Below are 18,478 nucleotides of genomic sequence, written 5' to 3' on the forward strand. Positions count from 1 at the left end.
GGTGGATACGACTTCGACACTCGAATCCTTGCAGCTCAGGGGCACCTTTTCTCTTGTTTCAGGCCGTTACCACCCGACCGATTGAATACCTGGGGCTGACGGCACGTGAGGGCGTACGAGCACGCACCGAGCACGGCTGGCCGCCGGTGCTGGTGTCTGACGGCACGCTCCGGGGGCCGCGATCCTTACCGGGCGCTTCGGCATCGGCCACCGGGCTCATCACCCAGACCCTACTGACGTGACTCCCGCGGCAGTCAGTCGCAGCTGCAGCCGTCGCAGCAACAGCCATCCTCGCCCGGGCAGCAGGAGCAGCAGTTGCCGCAGCAGTCGTAACCGGAGCAGTCGAAGCGCTCGCAGAAGGAGCCCTCGCGGTCCTCGTCCCAGGCGGGCCGGTACAGGCCGCACGTGCAGCAGGTCAGCGCAGCGCACGCCAGCGACAGCAGCCCGCCGGGATCCCGCTTCGACGGCCGTTGCCCCGGCGGCGCGCCTGGATCGCCGGGCGCGTGCCCCGGCGGGTGGCCGGGCGGGTGGCCCGGCGGGTGGCCCGGCGGGTGGCCCGGCGGGTGGCCGGTGCCGTGGGTTCCGGCGGTGGCGAAGGCTCGGGAGACGGCGCTGCTGGTCTCCCGCACCAGCAGGGCGCGCGTCAGGCCGGGGCGGGGCAGGTCCAGCCCGTCCACGGCGGCGCGCAGCTCGGCGTGCGCGGCGTCGCAGTGGCGGCGCGCCTCGTCCAGGCCGGTGCCGGTGGCTGCCAGCGGGTTGTACGCCCCGGACTCCCGGTCGTCGGCCAGGTCCTCCACCGCGTCGATCAGGTGTGCCAGCTTCCCGAATCCGCGACCGGCCGCCTCCAGAGCCTCCCGGTTGTGCGGCTTCCCCGCGAGCACCGCTGTGTGCGCGAACGCGGCGGCTACGGCGTCCTCAGTAGGCCCCGTCAACTCTCGTAACCCGGGCGCCGCGCTGCTCCCCGGGGGCGCCTGGGCGGGGGCGCGTTCCAGGAGGGCCTGGCGGTCGGCCGCCGCCGTCAGCGGGGTGGGGTCGAACCCCAGCGTGCCGGCCATGGCCGTGCCGGCCGAGGACCAGCGGCCCGCCAGGCGGGTGGCGCCGGCGGCCACCGGGCCGCGTGCGTACACGCCGTCCCCGTCCGCCACGTGGTCGCTCACCTTGCCGGCCGCCAGGAGCAGCGACACCGAGGCCGCCAGCCGTACCCCCTCGGACTCCACCACGTCGGCGCCCTTGAAACCGCGTAGCGCACACGGGCCCGCCCGTCGGCGCGCCGCGGACGTGGGCGACTGGGCCTCGGTGAGGACGGACACGAGCAGGCCGTCGTAGTTGGTCACCAGACGGGACAGGTGTCCGTGCTCGTCGCGGAGCGCCAGGCAGAGCCCGCACAGGTGACCCATCCAGTCCGCGTAGAGCCCTTTGCACAGGACGTGCCGACACGGGCGGACAATGCCGAACATACGTCCCCTTATGTGCGTATTAGAGAGCCAACCGTAGCACCAGGCCGCCGGAAGATGCCGCGGCGGCGAACGGATCCCCAGGAAGGAGACGGCGCCCTCACCGACCGGCCTGGAGCACTGCGCTTGCCGACCTAAAGGTCCAAAATCGGTGGACAACGGGTACCCACACGGCCATCGTTTGCCGTGATCGGATCTGGCTCGGTGCGCAGCAGTGCCGCTTGTCTGACCACCACCCGCGAGCAACTGCAGAAGCCGTTAGAAGCTAAGAACGGATGGCAGATACACCCTCTGTCGACGTGGGGCAGGCCCGGCGAGGGCGCTGAGCTCGTCGCGGTCGGCGTGGTGTTTTCGCGCGACTGCGTCGTCACGATGCGGCCCGACGGCGCCGCGTCCTTCCGGTTCACCGGCTTCGACCGCAACTTGGGGGAACCGGGCGAGTACGGATGCACGCCGATCGCCTATCTGCCCCCCATGACGACCCACTAACGATCCCCGCACCGCCACGGCCGGCCCTGGCGGCGCGGGACCTACACGGCTGGTACAAATGGGGCATGAGCGAATCCGTCGGGTATCCCCCGCGGCGGAACGTGCCGGCGGCCCGGCGTGTCCACAGTCGGACGTACCGTGTGTCGGCCCGCGTGCTCCTGTGGACGCCGATCGCGCTCACGGTGGCCGGTGTCGTCCTCGGCCTGGGGCTGTTCGCGGCCGCTGACGCCGACCCGACGCACAATTCGTCCGCGCTCGGCTATCTCGGCCTCGTTGTGTGGGGCGCCCTCGCGGTCCTTTCACCGGTCCTGCTCGGGTCATTCATCGCCGGGCTGGTCATGCAGTTGAGGTCGCGGCGGGACGCGGCCCGACACAGAGTGCCGCTGCGCAGGCCCACACAGCCATGATCACAAACAGCTTTGCCAGCGCGTCCGGCTCCTCGTGACCACTTGGCTGGTCGTGGCTGACGCAGTATCTCGATCAGCCCGGGCATGACCTTTCGTGTTCTCCCAGGTGGCCCTGCCTCTTTACCAACTCCTCGGGATCGGAGCCCAATCGACCGACACCAGGGGCTCGTGGTCGGCCGAGCAGGCCGCACCGCGTGGCTGGCCGGCCTGCACATGGACAACGACCAGCACCGGTGAGGCGCCGGCCCGACCCGGCGCCTGATCATTCGCAGCGATGTCCATAAGATCCCTTCCCAGTCCTGCGTCGGCGGCTTCCGGTGGTGTGAGCTGCCGCAGGATGAAGGCGCGGCGTCCTTCGACGACCGCGCCTCCATCCGTACGCATCCCACAGGATCAGTCCCGCCAGCGGCCGACCCCACGCACGGTGACCTCCAGCAGTTCCGCCGGATTGTCCGGATCCGGATAGTAGATGATCATGGTGGTACCGGCCGGCAGCAGCAGTTTGATGGCCTGGATGCACCCGGCCACGGTCTGGCGCTGTGCGTCGGGCCCGGTGCCGCTGATCGGCACCGCGTCGCAGACGCCGCCGCGGTTGTTCATGACGAGCCGCAGCGTGTTCTCCTTCAGCGCCACCTCCCGCGTGGCGACGCGGTAGGCGAGCTGCGTCTCAAGGTGCCAGGCCGGGGGCGCCATGGGCAGGCCGAACTGCTGCGTGTACAGCAGGCTGAGACGTTGTTCGAGGGCCGCGAGGTCGTCGTGCAGACCGCTCTCGACGGTGTAGTTCGCCCACTTCTCCAGATCGGTGACCGGCGGCAGAGTCGCGATGGGCAGGCCGTTCGCATCGAGCACTCGTCCGGACTCGTCCACGATGTAGCCCTGGTTGTTGAGCCGTTTGATGGTCTCGCTCACGTCCTTGAGCTGGCGCGCCACGTCCTCGAACGGGCAGTGTCCGCCTTCCTGGACGCATCCGATCGGAACAGTTCGCAGAATCGACGTTGCCAGCTCGGTCTCGCGGGTCGCCCAAAGGATGGATAGATCAGATTGGCGCGCGAGCAGGTACATCGTTCCCCAGATCGAGTTGTACTCGCCGAACCGAAGTTCCTCCGGGACGTGCGACGCCACGAAGGTCCCCCTCCACTGGGACGCATACTCGTCCCAGTCGGGATCTTCGGACAGTTCCAGGGCTCCAGTGAGGCAGTCCTTGACCGACTGCGCCGCATCCGCGACACCGCCCTTGAGGGCGTTCTTGCAATCGCCGACCAAGCCGTACTGGGAGGCGGCGTTGATGAGGTCCATGCCGGTCAGGGCTATGTACTCTTCGGCGAGGCGTTGGGCGTCGGTCTCCCGGTTACCGATTTCCCTTGCCGCGAAGGAGAATATCGGGCTCAGGACGATGGACATACAGGCGTCCTGGGCTTTGCCGACGAACTGCCTCTTGCAGTGCTCGACGTTGTCCTTGGCGAAGCCGTCCGGATCGTGGAGCGGCCCCTTGGGGTCGTTCAGGATCTCTTCAGCGCGTGCGTCGCAGTCGTGGTATCCAGGGTCGCCGAGTTTGGGGGCATTCTCGCAGTGCTCTTTCAACTCCCTCTTGAGCTCGCGCAAATGTCCCTCGGCCTCCAGCCGATAGGTCTCGAACACTTCCGCGGCGATGCGAGCCGCCACGGACGCGCTCTCGCCGGCCGCGATTTGCGCGGCGTACGCGGTGTCATAGGCGGCGTAGGCGCTGGCCGCGTCCTGTGCCGCCGAGACGGCCGAGGCGCGGGCCCAGCGGGCCGAGAGGGACGCCGACCTGGCCGACTGCTGGGCCTGCTTGGTCGCGGCAGCGGCGGTGCGGACGGCCTCGGCGGCCCGTTCCGCGGACGCGGCGGCAGCGCGGGCGTGGGCGACGGCATCGGTCGCGAACTTCTCCGCCTCCTTGGCCGCCTTGCCGGCGTCGTTCGCGTAATCGATGGCCTCCTCCGCCGCACCGCGGGCCTCCGCCGCCGCGGCCTGCGCGGTGCGCGCGAAGTCGACGGCCTGTTGCGCGATCTGGGAAGTCTCGATCATCAAGGAACTGGCGATGTAGTTGTGCGTCGCGGTCGCGTAGTCGCGCTGGGCCGCACGGTGCCGCTCCACCTCCAGGAACTCGACCTGCATCGCCGTCGTGCCGGCCAGCGCGATTTGGGCGCCGTTGCGCACCTCGGTCCCGTGAGAGTCGTCCCCGGCGATCGCGCCGACCTTCGCCCGGATGTCGATCGCGTAAGCGGTGTTGTGGTCCTTGTCGAGGAACTTCTTGAGGGCGTCCGGGGCGTCCGAACGCAGGGCGATGTTCGCCGCCTCCTCGATGTGGGTGTGGCCGGTGCTGCGGGCGTCAGAAAGGATGCCGTTGACCTCCTGCCGGTCCTCGGCGGCTCGCTCGGGGTAGTCCGGATCCTTGAGGAACTCGATGACGTCGGACCATCCGCTGTCGAGAGCGTCCTGAGCGGCTGCTCTCATGGCCGCGCTACCGGTGATCATGAGGCCGGTCAGCCTCGTGCGGTCGTCCTGCTCTTCGGCGGACGTGAGTCCGCTCTTGACGAACTCGATGACACGGAGGTCATCGTCCTCACCGAGTGCCTGCATGGCCGCCGAACTGGTCCACGTGCCGGGCACGGTCGCGAAATAGCGGGCCACCTCCCGCGCCTTGAGGGCCGCCGATGCGACCTCGGTCTCCGGCGCGTTGACGACCTCGGCGATCAGCGCGTCGACCTGCGGGGTGTGGTACTGGCCCATCGGCACATCGAAGCCGCGAGCCTCCCCCAATCGGGCCTCGGCGGCTTTCTGGCTGATGTGCCGGGCGAAGGACAGCTCAAGTTCCAGCTCCTTCTGGAGTCGTTCGGCGTCCACCTCACGCGCCGCTTTGTAAACGATCTGGGCCGTCTCAGCCGCCCCCAACGCGTCCTCCGCCGCGCGGAAGGCGTTGTTCGCGTGCTGCGTCGCCAGCTCGGCCGCGTTGACGGCGCTGCCCGCATGCTGGGCCGCGCTCGCCGCGGCGCTCGCCGACTGCTCCGCGTAGGACACGGCGCGCGTCGCCGCGTCGCGCGCCTTTCCGGCCGCGTCCTTGGCGATGTCCGCCTGACGTACCGTCTCCTCGGTGGCGCGCCTCGCCTGGTCCGCGCTCGCTTTCGCCCGCGCGGCCGCTGCGAACGCGTTTCGGGCCTCGGCGCTGGCCTCCCCCGCATAACGCCCGGCGGCCTCGGCCGCGCGTCCGGCGGCCTCGGTGTTCGCCCTGGCCGAATTGGCGGCGGCGACCGCGGCGTTCGCCTGATCGGTCACAACGATGATCTGATTGATGGGCGAGATCAACGCGGTGATCTCCGGACCGATCCGCTGCATGTCCCGGTTGTACTTCTCCGCTTTGGCAGCGGCTGCCGCGTCCAGCTCTGCCGCCGTCGCGGCCGCCCATGCCTCATCCGACTTCGTGTGCGCCCGCGCCGCCGCGGTCGCCGCGCGTGCGGCGGCCCCTGAGGCTGCGCGCGCGGCCGTCGCCGCTGTCCGCGCGGCATGTACGGCGACCCGGGACGCGGCCGCGGCGCGGTCGGCGGCCTCAGCAGCGCGCTGGGCCTGACGCTTGGCCTCCGCCGACTCCTGCCCGGCCAGCGAGGCGAGGCGTTGCGCCTCTTCCGCGTCGCTCTTGGCCGCCGCGGCCTCGGCTTTCGCACGGTCGGCCTGCGCGACCGCGGAGACCGTCTCCAACGCCGCGCGGCGGGTCGCCTCCGCGGCGCTCGCCCGGAGATCGTTCAAGGTCTGGGCCTCGTTATCCCGGGCCTGGGCCACCCCCCAGTCGATCTGGGCGAAACGCTCCAGCATCTCCTGGCTGCCGTCCTGGAGCGCCCGGTTCGCCGCGGCCTGCACCTGCGGGCCCCCTTCGGACATCGCCCGGTTGACGACCACGCGCAGGTCCATCCGGTACGGCACCCGCCAGCCCGAGTCGACGAACTTCCCCAGGTCCGCACGCGACCCGTTGCGCAGCACCGCGTTCGCGGCAGCCTTGACCTCCGGTCCGCCAGTCGCCTTCATCTTGTTCACGCTGGCGCGCAGGTCGATCTCCCGGGCGGTCTCCCAGCCACCGTCGAGGAACTTCGCCACGGCGCCGGGGTCGTCCGAGACCAGGGCGGCATTGGCGGCGGCGGCCACCTCAGGCTCGCCCTGGGACTTGATGCGGCCGACCTGCTCACGATCGTCCTGCGCCACGAGCCGGGGAAGCTCGGCGAGCAGGGCACAGACCGCCGCTCTGTCCCCGAGCAGCGCCCTCTCGGCGGCCGGACGCACGTTCACGCCGCCCGTCACCCACGCTTCCAGAACCACCTGACGTTCGCATACCGGTGCTGGGGGCGGGTCCGCCGCCGCCTTTGCCTCGGTGATGGGGCTGCCTGCGAGAAGCAGCGAGAGCACGGTGCCGATGACCCCGGCCGTCCTGCCACCACGTAACGCTCGAATCGTATTCACTTCCACCATTTCCGTCGATGTGGTCAATGAACGAGCTGAACGGCCGGCCGGAGCTCATGCGCCCCGACCGGCCGTTCAGTACTCAGCTGACGACCCGCAGCTCCAGGAGGGTCTCGCTACAGTTCTCGGGATAATCGGGGTGGCTCGCGTCACAGGTGGTGGTATCCGAGCGCCCGAACTGCTCACTCTCGTCCCGTTCGACGCGCTTGGTCCGCTCCGTTCCGGTCTCCACGTTGACGACTGTCGCGTCCACGTCGTGGCCGGCGCCCGGCGAGCGGCTGTCTCCTTGAACCTCGAAGACGTTCGGGATCCGGAGCTTCACCCATCCCGTGGGCGCGAGGACCTTGAAGCACACCGCCATCACACCCAGGTGCGGCTCACCGACCACGGGCTGGCCGTTCAGCAGGCCCGGGAACACCTTGAGCACGCCGACCCCGTTCTCCGGGGACGAGCTGCACGAGACCCAGATGATCCCGCCGTTCCCGGAGATCAGCTCGAAGTTCTTCTCCTGGGCCTTTTCCGTACCCCAATCGGTCTGGCCTGAGGTGCCCGCGTATTCGTGCGGGAAGTGCGCGGGGTAGGCGAATCGCTCCACGATGGAGTCCGGGCCGATGACGGGCGTCACGGTGACCGGAACCACCCGTACCGGCGGAAGAGCCCGTCCCGCGAAGTAGGCGATCTGGTCGCCCGGACGGTAGGCGAACAGATGGCTCTGCCCGCCCGTACTCCTGTAGTCGAAGGCGATGATGCGGTCCTTCGCCAGCTCAAGGTCGTAGCCACCGATGCCCGTCGAGCTGTGGAACACCGCTGTGAACGAATTGCCCGCGCCGTGCTTCAGGATCCAGGCTGTCTTCCCGCCCGGACGGTAGAGCAGCAGATGATCCAGCTTCCCCGTATGTTCGTAGTCGTAGGCGATGATCTGGTCCGCCGTGCTCTTCAGGTCATAGCCACCGATGCCGGCCGCACTGGTGAAGACGGCCCTGAACGTGTTGCCCGCGCCATGCTCGAGCACCCAGGCCGTCTCCCCGCCCGGACGGTAGAGCACCAGATGGTCCGGCTTCCCCGAACCCGTGTAGTCAAAGGCGATGATCCGGTCCTTGGCATCCTTCAGGTCGTACCCGCCGATCCCGCCATCGGCCGTGGCGAAGACCGTCGTGAACGTGGCATTACCGTTGTGCCGGAGAATGCGGGCCATACCGGTCCCCGGCCGGTACAACAGCAGATGATCCAGCTTCCCCGAATGCTCGTAGTCGAAGGCGATGATCTGGTCCTCGGCGCTCTCCAGGTCATATTCGCCGATGCCGGCCGAGCTGTGGAAAACGGCTTTGAACGTGTTGCCCGCACCGTGCTCGAGAATCCAGGCCGTCTGCCCGCCCGGACGGTAGAGCAGCAGATGGTCCAGCTTTCCCGAACCCCTGTAGTCAAAGGCGATGATGCGGTCCCGGTTGTCCTTCAGGTCATAGCCACCGATACCAGTGGTCGAGGAGAAGACCGGGGCGTAGGTGCCGTCCGTCCCCCGCTTGACGATGAAGACGATCTGCGAGCCCGGACGGTAGAGCAGCAGGTGATCCAGCTTTCCCGAATGGTCGTAATCGAAGGCCACCGCCTGATCACGGTTGTCCTTCAGGTCATAGCCGCCGATACCGGTCACGCTGCCGCCGTACTGTGCGAAGGACGTGGTGGGCTCGATCGCGACCGTGCGGATCCAGCTCGCCAGGTCGTCCACCCGCGCCGCATCTCCCCCGCGCGCCCCGTCGCCGGCCGCGCCCAGGCAGCCTCCCTGGCCCGCGCCGGAGCTGAGCCCGACGAGCTCCGCGCGGTCCCCGCTCGTGCGCAGCACCGGCGCGCCCGCGTCCCCCTGACAGGCGCTCACGTCACTGCCGTTCGCCCCGGTCCAGCCGAACGAGCCGGCGTCCACGGCCCCCGCCACGACCGGCGCGGCATGCACCCGGTTGGGCGCCCACTGCTCAGCCGTTCGTCCATAGCCCACGACCTGCAGCGCGTCCCCCGCGGCAGGAACGGCGGAGCCGACCACGGCAGGTGTGATGCCGACTGCCCGCAGCGCCAGCTTGACCAGCACGATGTCCCGGTCGCGGTGCGGGTGGATCCATTCCACGGGCAGCACCCGCCCGCTCGTACCGGACAGATCCGTCCTGCCGACCGTCACCGTCGTCGCCGTCTTCGGCGCTCCGCTCGTGACGGACTGCCCTTGGGAGGCGAAACAACTGGTGGCGGTGATCACCCATTGCGGGCTGACGAGGGCTCCGGTGCAGCTGTGCGTCTCGCCGACGCTCACCTTCGCCACGAAACCGTACGTACCGTCGGCCACCGGGCCGGCGCCCTTGACGGCCTGGGCCGGCGTCGCCCCTGCCCAGAGCACTGCGGAGGAGGCGACCATCAGGAGGGAGAGGGTCGTGATGTGTAAGGACCGAATGATCCGCTGGAGGTTCACGGCACGATTGTGAAGATCAGGCCATCCGCTAACCAGGGCGCTACCCGGACATAAACCGGGCATTTACCCAATCGATCGCAACGGACCCGGCTCGACGCCATGTCGCTGCAGAGGCCGTTGTACTACATGTAGGCATGGCATATGGCGATCACCGGCGAACCACTCTTCGAGAGCAGGTCAAAGCCTGGAAGGACTGCGATTGGTGAGGCTGTCAGCGACCGCGTTGAGCGGGTCCTGAGCGCGCCAGGAAGAGGTCTCGGGGGGAGTCGAACAGCTTCCGGCATAGGCCGGTAGATCGGCGGGGTCCAGGTGGACGGCGTCGGCCGCGCAGATCGGTTTCGACGGCTTCGAACACCGCATGGAACAGCGCCTTCTTGTCGCTGAAGTGGTGATAGAGCGCCCCTCTGGTCCCTACTTGGGCTTCGGCGACGATTTCCTCGGGTCCGGTGGCGAAGTATCCCTTGGCGACGAACAGGCGCCGAGCTGCATCGATCAGCGCGATACGAGTGGCCTCGGAGCGCTTGGCGACGGCGGAGGCGCGGTAACGGCTGTATGTGCTGGTCTTCGTGCTGCGCGAAACCGCCGGAGGAGCTGGGGTGGGCCCCTCGCTCCTCCGGCGGGAACGGTGCCCTACGTGGACACCCAGGACATCCCGCAGCCGGGAATGGTCCAGGTTATGCAGCAGACCGCGTTCACCTGAACGTCGTCGCCCTCCTGGGCGGTGAGTTCCTGTAGCGCCGCGACGTCGGTAGTCATTGCGTCACCTCCCTTCCTTGACGGGGTTGGCCGGTACATCGAGGGAAAAAACATCGGGCATGAACCAGCGGCGGCCTCCATATCGCAGGCGCAGTAGGAAACCGATGATCCCGGCGAGACCCATGTTGTAGCTGTAGGACAGTCCCGGTGTGACCTGGGGCGGGATGATCTTGCGTCCGCCCTCGCGCACGTGACCACCGTAGACGCAGGCCGCGATCTCGGCGGCCCGGGTGAGGTGGCGTTCGTCGCCCAGCAGGGCGGCCAGGTCGATGAGCAGCTCGCCGTTGCCCGCGTTGCCATGGCAGTGAATGTGGCTGACCAGCCATCTCTCGTTCAGGACCGCGGTTGCCGCGCGTTCGGCGGCGTCGCGGAAAGGGGCCTCGCCGGTCACTCGCCACAGCCGGATGAGGAAGGCACCGATGCCCCCGGAGCCGTTGCACCACCACGCGGTGACCTGCCCTTCCGGACCGTCACTGGTGGGGCCGACCGGCCAGCGGACAGTGTCGCCGAGCGGCTGCGCCCGGGAGCACAACATCTCGCCACAGGCCACGGCGATCTCCGTGTATCGCGGCTCAGCCAGGGCCTCGCCGGCTGCCAGCAGGAAAGTGGCGATCCCGGCGACGCCGTGCGCGAAGCCGTAGTGGGTGACGCTGCCCAAACCGGCGCCCGCCCGCTCGGGGATCGGCCACAACGGCTCCCCTCCCCGCAGGTCGCAGCTCTCCGCCAGTGCCTCCGCGCAGAACGCGGCTCGTGCCCGGAACTCCTCCTGGCCCGTGGCCCGCCACAGGGCGAGCTGCGCGACTCCCGCACCCGCCGTGCCGTGGGTGTAGTCGGGGACGGGCCAGCGGAGGGGCACCCGCTTGGCGTAGGAGAGCGCCCGCCCCGCCATCTGGTCATCACCCAGCGTACGCGCGGCCTCGTACAGCGCCCAGGCGGAGCCCGACCGGCCGAAGAACAGTCCGGGCAGGATCCGGGGCTCTCGCTGCAGTTCCTCGTCCAGCCAGCGGGCCGCCTCGGCGAGGGCCGCCCGCCTGTGCTCGCCGCCCAGGACGCGCACCGCCCGGTCGAGCACTGCCACGACGCCCCCTGCGCCGGTGTGGACGTTGCCGGGGTCGCCGGTGCGATTCTCGTACAACGTCGGCGGCCATAGATGTCTCCCGCCGGGGGTCATGCGCTCCACGGTGTGGTCCAGCAGGTCGTGCAGCAGGCTCTCCTGCTCCTCTGGGGCGAGGGTGGCGATGGGACCCGGTCGGGGCCCGCCGTTCCCGAGCGAGGCCCGGACGCGGCCGAGGCTCCATCGTGCGGCCGGATCCGCGGCCGTCAGCCCGAGGACCGCGGGGGCCAGCCGCAGCAGGGACGGATTGCCGTGCATGGCGGTACGGACCAGCAGGTCCATACGCTCGCCGAGCGGGCGCGCCGGGTCGTCCTCGGGCGGGAGCACCGGATGGTTGCCGCCGCAGAGGAACAGCAGGCACGCGCCGAGACTGTAGAGGTCGGCCGCCTGCGAGGCTGCCACCTCGGCCGTGCCCGCATCGGCCTGCTCCGGCGCCGTGTAACCAGGGGTGGCGACCCTGGCCGCCCGCTCGTCCGGCTCGGCCGCGAACTCCAGGTCCACGAACCGGAGGGTGAGGTCCGGGAGGACCACGACGTTGCCCGGACTCAGGTCGCGCAGCACCACGCCGGCGTCGTGCACCTGCGCCACGGCATCCATGAGGCGCTGGGCGAGGGTCAGCGTGTCGGCCGGTGGCGGGCGGCGGTCGGCCCTCTCGCGTGACCGCTCCTCCACCCACTGGCGGAGCGAACACCCCGGAATCTCCTCCTGGGCCAGGAACAGATGATCTTGATAGTCGAGCAGCGCCACCCCGCGCGGGGCGAGGCCCAGGGGCGCCAGTCTCTCCAGCATGTCCGCCTCATGGCACAGCCAGGTCCGGGCGTCGGCGACGTGCGGTCGCGCCTCTTTAAGGATCACCGACTGCCCGGTCTCCTCGTCCAGGGCCCGGTACACGCCGCCCCGATGGGAGTGGCGGATCGCCTCGTGCACGTGGAAGCGGCCGCCGATCAGGACCGGCCCGCCGTGCTCTCGCGGCGGCTTCAGCGGGGGAGCGAGCGGGAGCGGGGACGGCGCCCACGGCGGGGGCGAGAACCACGCCTGGCGCCGATCGTCCACCCAGGAGCCGTCGGGGCCCACGAGCATGGGAACGTAGAAGCCGTCGTCGTCCAGCCTGGTCATCGTCCCGGTGAACCCGCCGTACCGGTAGTGGACCAGGCTGCCGGGGAGATAGGGGCGGTCGGAGAGTACGACGGGCCCGGCCAGTCCCTCGGTGACCCGGTGCAATTCCTCGATCAGCACCCGGAAGTGCCGATCGTCATCGGGATAGACGGTGATGAACTTGCCGCCGCCGGCTCGCGGGTAGCGCATAGAGGTCAGCTCGGCGACCTGGGTCGAACCCTTGGCGAACTTGAAACAGGCTCGGTTGGCCACCAGCACGCGTGTCGCGTTCGCCAGCACCTGCGGCGCCGAGGCCACGATGGCCGAGACGTGCAGCTTCCAGCCCTGTAATCGCCACGCGTAGCCCGGCGGCTCCACATAGCACCAGAATGACTCGACGCGGAGCCTCCACTGCTCCGGAGCCGCAATCTCCTCCAGGAGCGTGCGCAGCGGCCCAACGAGATCCTCGTTCTGCATGCAGTTCCTCCTCGGCGCGTGCGGAGTACGGGGTCAGGGACGGGCTCTTGCGCCCCTGCGCGACGCGGGGGTCGATGACGCGCCCGCGACTGGCGTTCATCCTCACTGAACGCCGTCCTCACCGGTACTCCTCCCCACGCCGACTGCGCGGCCCGTCACCCCGGGCGTGAGGAACTGGGTAGTGGTCAGCTCCCGGTAGAGCGAGTCCGATCCGACCAACTCGTCATGGGTGCCCACGGCTCGCATCCGTCCGCCCTCCATGACCGCTATGCGATCGGCGTTGGCCACGGTGGACAGCCGGTGTGCGATGACCAGAACCGTGGTTTCGCGCGCCACCTCGGCGATCACCTCCCGCAGCCGTAGCTCGTTGACCGCGTCCAGTTGAGAAGTGGCCTCATCCAGCAGCAGCAGTCGGGGCTTGCGCAGCAGCGCCCTGGCGATCGCCACCCGCTGGCGCTCACCACCGGACAGCAGCACACCGCGATGGCCGACGGCGGTATCCAATCCCTTGGGCAGGCGGGCGGCCAGGTCGTCCAGGCGAGTAAGGGCGAGCGCGGCGTGCATCTCCTCCTCGGTGGCATCGGGAGCCGCGAACAACAGGTTCTCCCGAAGTGTCCCCGCCAGGACGGGGGCGTCCTGCTCGACGTAGCCCAAGACGGCGCGCAACTCGTCCAGCGGCCACTCGCGGATATCACGGCCGCCGACGGTGATGGTGCCGCTCTGATGCTCGTAGAAGCGTTCCAGCAGGGCGAAGACGGTAGACTTGCCGGCTCCGGAGGGGCCGACCAAGGCGGTCAGGCCGCCAGGGGGCACCTCGAAGGTGGTGCGATCGTGCACAACCGGACGGTCGTCGCCGTACCGGAAGGTGACGTCGGAAAAGGTGACACCCAGAGGTTCTGCCCGGGTGGGTCGGGTGGAGCCCAGCGGTTCGGCGGGCAGCTCCTGGATCTCGTTGATGCGCTTGAGCGCAGCCAAGCCGTTCTGGACCAGGATCGTGCTCTGGATGATCTGACTGATCGGCATGACCATGAAGAACAGGTAGAGGAAGAAGGCGACGAGCTCGGCGACGGTCATGGCACCCGAGGCCACCCGGACACCGCCGATCGCGAACACGGCCACGAATGCCCCCTGGAAGGCCACCCAGGTGGACACCCCCGCCAGCGAGCCCCAGACGGCCACCTGAACACCCCGGTCGCGAGCCTGCCTGGCGGCGCTCACCACCGATTCGATCTCGCGGGCTTCGACGCCACTGGCCTTGACGGTCCGGTATGCCTGCAGCGCGCGGTCCAGCCTGGCGCCCATCTCACCGACCGCTTCCTGCGCCTTGAACTGTGCTCTTCGAATCTTCGGCATGAGCAGGCCCACGATGCCGCCGACCACGATCAGCACCAGCAGGGTGACCAAAAACAGGATGAAATCCTTGACCACCATCGCGACAACCGCGCCGACCAGCATGAACGACGAGCCGAGCGACTCGATAAGGCCGTTGGTCAGTACGGTTCGCAACAACGTGGTGTCACTGGTCACCCTGGACAGCAGGTCACCTGGCCTGAGCCGGTCCACATCGGCCATCTTGAGCCGCAGCATGCGACCCACCAGGTTGCGGCGCGCGTCATAGACGACGCCTTCACCGGTACGTTCCATCAGGTACGTCCCGAACGCCATGACCGCCACACCGAAAATGGCGGCGACCGAGAGCGCGATCAGCGGCCCGGCAATGGGCCGACCGGAGCCGAAGGCGTTCACGATGTACTCGGCCGCCTGCGGTATGACCAGCGTCGCGCTACTGCCCGCCACCGATAGCAGCGCGCCGATCAGCAGCATGTTGCGATGCGGTCGTAAATAGGCAAGCAGCGCGCTCAGCGGGACCTTCCCCGCTGGTTCGGTCGTGCCTTCCGGTCGGTCGTGTGGCATGGCATTCCCTTCGTCCCGACCACTCCGCTGAGCGGCGGAGGACGCACGTCATCCGTATCTGTGGGCTCGATCTCGAGCCGGTGAAAGCCGCCTGCACTCTCTTCCGAACAGATGCTGAGCCGGGTTCAGGCGGCCTGAGGATCAGTCGGGTGGGCCGAACATGGTGAGGATCACCATGGCTTCGTCTTCCCCGAAGGCATTCGTCACGGCGTGACGCGCCCGGTCAAGCTGCGCGCGGACCTGTACGTCGCGCGGATTCGCCACCAGAGACGGATCGCCGAATATCGCACGGGCAGTGCTGATGGCCGTGCTCTGCTGAGCGGACAGGCCGGGGTGCTCATGTACGTAATGCGCAAGGCGGTCTCTCATGAGAGCCGCCTTCTCCTCGACCGAGAGCTGTGAATAGATCATCCGCCGATAGGCGACCGGGTGCGCCACGATGTCGTCATACGTTCGGGGAAGCACGTCCTTGTTCTCGTCAAGCCAGGCGCGCATCTCCACGACTTCGGGGGTCACGTCGGCGCCCTTCTTGCGCAGGAGTCGCCGGGAGAGCTTCAGCAGACTGGTCATGGAAGATATGGGGCCGACGGGGGTTTGTGCATCGGCATTCGCGCTATCGAGCCTGCTCAGGGCCTGGAGGAGCCGCATCGCACCTCGTGGCCCGATCCTGCGACAGAGCACAAACATGAGCGGAAGGCCTGTCCAGAGGCGGATCCCGTTCGGGGATACCTCGACCAGCAGCGGCCGCCACGGGCAGTCGCGCCCCAGAGCCTTCTTGCACCAGATCTTCACGTCGTCATGGGAGAGCGAGATCGTGTCCACCCGTCCATCGCACGATTGTGCGACAGCATCCGCCACCCTGCGGCATTGAGCGCAGTAGTCGTCGAATGCGAGCACCCACCTCGCCGATCCCTCACCCATCATGTTCCCCTGATCTTCGTGAGATCGTGAGGTATACGAGAGGTGAGGAGCGCCTCGTCGTATACCTCACGATCTGCTCGAACTGCCATTTCAGCTACTGATGCCCGGCATCAGCAGAACGGGTGCCAGCAGTCCTTGACCGCGTCAACTTCCTCCCAGTTCCGCACACCGAAGATCCCGGTCTCGGCAGCGAACTCGCCCAACTCGGTGACCGTGGGCGTCTCATAGCGCTTGTCCATTGATTTCACCTCCTCCCGATGAATTTCCGCCCGATGCGGCCGCCGGCCTGTATCGGGCGGTCCCGGCGAGTGCTTGCCCGCCGGGAGCATTCGATTCCTCAGGGGAATCGGGCCGATGTGGACCTCTCGCCGACGGGCCGGCAGCGAGAAGTCGGACGAATTGCATACTGTCCAGGTGCTCGCCGACCATCTCCCCGTCGGCCTCGACCCAGGCGTGCGCGAGAAAGGGGGGCGATCTCAGGACTCCGACGCACCACGTCGCCTGAGCACCGCGCATCCGAGAGAGCAACACCACGGCGAGGGAGCGCGGCAGGCAGGCCTCGACGCCACGGAGACGGATACGGGTCGAGAGCAGACATGTTCGGACATGGGCGACTTCGTCATTTCGTGCGGGCCGTGCCCCCTTCCCCAGCACGCGGAGGAGCATTCGGATGCGTCTGGGAGGCAGTCGTGCCACGAGGTGAGCAAGACCCTCGGCGAAGCATGCGGCGGCCCGCGTCCTGGCCGATACCGGCCGATCCCCATCGCGGCTGAAGGTCATGATTTGAGGAGCCCCTTCTCGCCCAAGGATTTGATTAATGCGAGAATGTCGTTCCTGGCGCGGTCCTGGTCGACATCGAACCGATCGGTCAAGTTCCGGACCGCAGCGTCGACACCGAGTCCAGCATTGAGAAGATCGATGATCAGGCCACTCGTGGCATCGAGATGAAAATACTGGCCACTTCGCTCGTCGAGCAGCACGATGCCGTAGTCCGTGGTCGCGTGCGAAACGTCGTCATGTAACGCGAACATTGGATTTCCAATCCGGACGAGTCAGGAAATGGAGTACGCGGACGCTGATTTCGACGAGAATTTTCGTTGCGCCTGGAGGAAGGCGGCGCAATTGATGGTGGCGTCGAGCGCGGCGTCACGCTCGCGATACAGCGCGGGACGGCACAAATCGCGAAACAGTCGCATGTCGACCAGGCCGGTCGACGACAGCCCTGACTCCTCGCACAGTTCCAGGATCTCGTCCCAGTGGTTGGCCAGCCCTCGCGCGGCCTGCGCCCCTCCCGTTTCGTATCCGGTCCTGGCCAGAAACTCTGTCGGGAGCAGACCGCGCATGGCCAGCTTCATGAGGGGTTTGAGCTCCGTAGGCGTCGGGCGCTCCATCAGGCGAACGGAGAAGCACGCCTCGATGACACGGTCGTCGAAGAATGGCGATTCCAGCGCGACCTGCTGAGCAGAGGCGATCTGCTGGGCGCCGCGCAGGATGCGGCTGCCGTCGAGCACCATCGCATACTGGCCGTGCAGGGCCCGGCCGGCCCCCAAGGGCTCCACGTCGGCTGCCAGTTCCCGGAGGCGGCTTGTGATCAGGTCGACGGCATCACGGGTCAACCAGCGGGGGAGAGAAATGCGCAGGTCCCAGTCCAAGGACCGGATCGTCTTCTTGAACTCCAAGGGGCGCAGGTTGCTGACCTGGTCGCTCAGCCAGGCGCGATAGGGGCGGTTGTCGAGCAGGCTTCTAACCGTGTCACCCATCGGCCATGCTTCCAGCTGTTGAAACCTGCGTATTCTTCGCCATGCCGCCAGCGGATTTGACCGGAACAACGTGTGGCTCGCGGACGGGAGCGGGTGCAGAAGATGATCCCCGCCGTCCCCGGTGATGTACGCACGTGCACCACGACTTCGCGCGTTGGCCACATAGACTTCTGTCCGGGGGCCGGCAAGATGCATCTGCGTCGGCTCGTCCAAACAATACGAAGCCGACATCAAACCGCCGAAGAACTCAGGCTGATCGTCCCACGAATAGATGAAGTGCCGCACACCCGGCATCACTCGGAGCGCTATCCGAGCATAAGTCAGATCGTTTCTTCCGCCTGGGTCGTCGTTGTAACCGGTATGCGCTATGACCTCGGCCGGCCCCTTTGCCGCGAGATAACACAGCGGAGTCGAGTCGAGCCCTCCTGACAGGTCGCAGTGCACCACGCCGCCGGAGCGCGTACGCGCCGCCACGGCTTCTGTAAGTTCCCCTAACAGGCGGGTGGCGCCCGCCGATCGGGATGTTTCCATAGCCGGTGGCCTCCACCAGCGTCTCTCGTGGGCAGTTCGTCCGTCGCGGTCCACCGTCAGACAGGCACCGGGCGCGACCCCCCTCACTGAGCTCTTTCCATCGTGACGGCACTGGTCAGGATGGGTCTGTGGGAAGCGGTGGCGGATGAGAGGAGGCTCCCGATAAGACAGCAGTCGACCAAGATCCGATGCCCCAACCGGGAGCCTCGTTGCTGTCTTACCGTGCCTCGATTCCACTGTCCAACCACACCCTGATCCGCCTGGCCGAGCTCATCCGCATCCGGCGGGTCGAACGGCGCTCCCGGTGGCGGAAGTTAGACCCGGCCCAGCAAGCCCTGCTGGTCCTGGCCCACCTGCGCAATGGCGACACCTACGCCCGCCTGGCGGCCGGCTTCGCCATCGGCACCACCACGGCCTGGCGCTACATCCGCGAAAGCGTGAACCTGCTCGCCGAGCTGGCCGACGACGTGCACGCCGCCGCCGAGCGGGCGTCCCGGCTGGCCTACACCATCCTGGATGGCACCCTCATCCCGATCGACCGCCTCGCCGACGAGCGGCCGTACTACAGCGGCAAACACAAGCAACACGGGATGAACGTGCAACTGCTGGCCGACCCTGCGGGCCGGCTGGTGTGGGCCTCA

At 68.1% G+C, this 18,478-nt stretch carries 15 protein-coding genes; 3 read left to right on the forward strand and 12 right to left on the reverse strand.

The window, feature by feature from the left end:
• Window positions 1-254: 254 nt before the first annotated feature.
• Window positions 255-1,457 (reverse strand): DUF5685 family protein, encoded by a 1,203-nt coding sequence (locus ACIBI9_RS66740; protein WP_397239288.1) that lies wholly within the window; start codon window positions 1,455-1,457, stop codon window positions 255-257.
• A 183-nt stretch (window positions 1,458-1,640) separates the two neighbouring features.
• On the opposite strand from ACIBI9_RS66740, the gene ACIBI9_RS66745 reads away from it, so the two are divergent.
• Both ACIBI9_RS66745 and ACIBI9_RS66750 read left to right on the forward strand, forming a co-directional pair.
• Window positions 1,641-1,943 (forward strand): hypothetical protein, encoded by a 303-nt coding sequence (locus tag ACIBI9_RS66745; RefSeq protein ID WP_397239290.1) that lies wholly within the window; start codon window positions 1,641-1,643, stop codon window positions 1,941-1,943.
• A 65-nt stretch (window positions 1,944-2,008) separates the two neighbouring features.
• Window positions 2,009-2,350: a hypothetical protein gene (locus ACIBI9_RS66750; RefSeq protein WP_397239292.1), complete on the forward strand. Its 342-nt coding sequence runs from the start codon at window positions 2,009-2,011 to the stop codon at window positions 2,348-2,350.
• A 393-nt stretch (window positions 2,351-2,743) separates the two neighbouring features.
• Here ACIBI9_RS66750 and ACIBI9_RS66755 read toward each other — a convergent pair whose 3' ends face one another.
• The 11 genes from ACIBI9_RS66755 to ACIBI9_RS66805 form a co-directional block, all read right to left on the reverse strand.
• Window positions 2,744-6,844: a DddA-like double-stranded DNA deaminase toxin gene (locus tag ACIBI9_RS66755; RefSeq protein WP_397239294.1), complete on the reverse strand. Its 4,101-nt coding sequence runs from the start codon at window positions 6,842-6,844 to the stop codon at window positions 2,744-2,746.
• A gap of 55 nt (window positions 6,845-6,899) precedes the next feature.
• A complete protein-coding gene (locus ACIBI9_RS66760) occupies window positions 6,900-9,332 on the reverse strand; it encodes a S1 family peptidase (RefSeq protein WP_397239296.1) in 2,433 nt (810 codons plus the stop codon).
• Between the two features lie 148 nt (window positions 9,333-9,480).
• Complete coding sequence (locus tag ACIBI9_RS66765; protein WP_397239316.1) at window positions 9,481-9,954, reverse strand: TetR/AcrR family transcriptional regulator; 474 nt, start codon at window positions 9,952-9,954, stop codon at window positions 9,481-9,483.
• On the reverse strand, window positions 9,900-10,025 hold the full coding sequence (locus ACIBI9_RS66770; RefSeq protein ID WP_397239298.1) for an ALQxL family class IV lanthipeptide: 126 nt from the start codon (window positions 10,023-10,025) through the stop codon (window positions 9,900-9,902). The genes ACIBI9_RS66765 and ACIBI9_RS66770 overlap by 55 nt, the downstream gene beginning before the upstream one ends.
• Before the next feature lie 4 nt (window positions 10,026-10,029).
• A complete protein-coding gene (lanL, locus tag ACIBI9_RS66775; protein WP_397239300.1) occupies window positions 10,030-12,711 on the reverse strand; it encodes a class IV lanthionine synthetase LanL in 2,682 nt (893 codons plus the stop codon).
• 102 nt (window positions 12,712-12,813) lie between these two features.
• On the reverse strand, window positions 12,814-14,535 hold the full coding sequence (locus ACIBI9_RS66780; protein ID WP_397239302.1) for an ABC transporter ATP-binding protein: 1,722 nt from the start codon (window positions 14,533-14,535) through the stop codon (window positions 12,814-12,816).
• A gap of 231 nt (window positions 14,536-14,766) precedes the next feature.
• Complete coding sequence (locus ACIBI9_RS66785) at window positions 14,767-15,447, reverse strand: bacteriocin fulvocin C-related protein (RefSeq protein ID WP_397239304.1); 681 nt, start codon at window positions 15,445-15,447, stop codon at window positions 14,767-14,769.
• 209 nt (window positions 15,448-15,656) lie between these two features.
• Window positions 15,657-15,785, reverse strand: coding sequence for a lasso RiPP family leader peptide-containing protein (locus tag ACIBI9_RS66790; RefSeq protein WP_397239306.1), 129 nt, complete (start codon window positions 15,783-15,785; stop codon window positions 15,657-15,659).
• Window positions 15,769-16,326 (reverse strand): lasso peptide biosynthesis B2 protein, encoded by a 558-nt coding sequence (locus ACIBI9_RS66795; protein ID WP_397239308.1) that lies wholly within the window; start codon window positions 16,324-16,326, stop codon window positions 15,769-15,771. Before ACIBI9_RS66795 ends, ACIBI9_RS66790 begins: the two co-directional genes overlap by 17 nt.
• Window positions 16,323-16,577: a lasso peptide biosynthesis PqqD family chaperone gene (locus tag ACIBI9_RS66800; protein WP_397239310.1), complete on the reverse strand. Its 255-nt coding sequence runs from the start codon at window positions 16,575-16,577 to the stop codon at window positions 16,323-16,325. Before ACIBI9_RS66800 ends, ACIBI9_RS66795 begins: the two co-directional genes overlap by 4 nt.
• Window positions 16,578-16,598: 21 nt before the next feature.
• Entirely contained in the window at window positions 16,599-17,837 is a 1,239-nt protein-coding gene (locus ACIBI9_RS66805; protein ID WP_397239312.1) for an asparagine synthase-related protein, read from the reverse strand.
• Window positions 17,838-18,046: 209 nt separating this feature from the next.
• Here ACIBI9_RS66805 and ACIBI9_RS66810 point away from each other — a divergent pair.
• The coding region (locus ACIBI9_RS66810) for a transposase family protein (RefSeq protein ID WP_397239314.1) at window positions 18,047-18,478 on the forward strand (432 nt) is incomplete at its 3' end.

Source organism: Nonomuraea sp. NPDC050451 (assembly GCF_044458585.1).

What these genes read in the sequence shown, in the direction of transcription:
- ACIBI9_RS66740 (WP_397239288.1), bottom strand. Translation starts at nt 1,457, where the DNA reads ATGTTCGGCATTGTCCGCCCGTGTCGGCACGTCCTGTGCAAAGGGCTC.
- ACIBI9_RS66750 (WP_397239292.1), top strand. Translation starts at nt 2,009, where the DNA reads ATGAGCGAATCCGTCGGGTATCCCCCGCGGCGGAACGTGCCGGCGGCC.
- ACIBI9_RS66760 (WP_397239296.1), bottom strand. Translation starts at nt 9,332, where the DNA reads ATGCCCGGTTTATGTCCGGGTAGCGCCCTGGTTAGCGGATGGCCTGAT.
- ACIBI9_RS66770 (WP_397239298.1), bottom strand. Translation starts at nt 10,025, where the DNA reads ATGACTACCGACGTCGCGGCGCTACAGGAACTCACCGCCCAGGAGGGC.
- lanL (WP_397239300.1), bottom strand. Translation starts at nt 12,711, where the DNA reads ATGCAGAACGAGGATCTCGTTGGGCCGCTGCGCACGCTCCTGGAGGAG.
- ACIBI9_RS66780 (WP_397239302.1), bottom strand. Translation starts at nt 14,535, where the DNA reads ATGCTGCTGATCGGCGCGCTGCTATCGGTGGCGGGCAGTAGCGCGACG.
- ACIBI9_RS66790 (WP_397239306.1), bottom strand. Translation starts at nt 15,785, where the DNA reads ATGGACAAGCGCTATGAGACGCCCACGGTCACCGAGTTGGGCGAGTTC.
- ACIBI9_RS66795 (WP_397239308.1), bottom strand. Translation starts at nt 16,326, where the DNA reads ATGACCTTCAGCCGCGATGGGGATCGGCCGGTATCGGCCAGGACGCGG.
- ACIBI9_RS66800 (WP_397239310.1), bottom strand. Translation starts at nt 16,577, where the DNA reads ATGTTCGCGTTACATGACGACGTTTCGCACGCGACCACGGACTACGGC.
- ACIBI9_RS66805 (WP_397239312.1), bottom strand. Translation starts at nt 17,837, where the DNA reads ATGGAAACATCCCGATCGGCGGGCGCCACCCGCCTGTTAGGGGAACTT.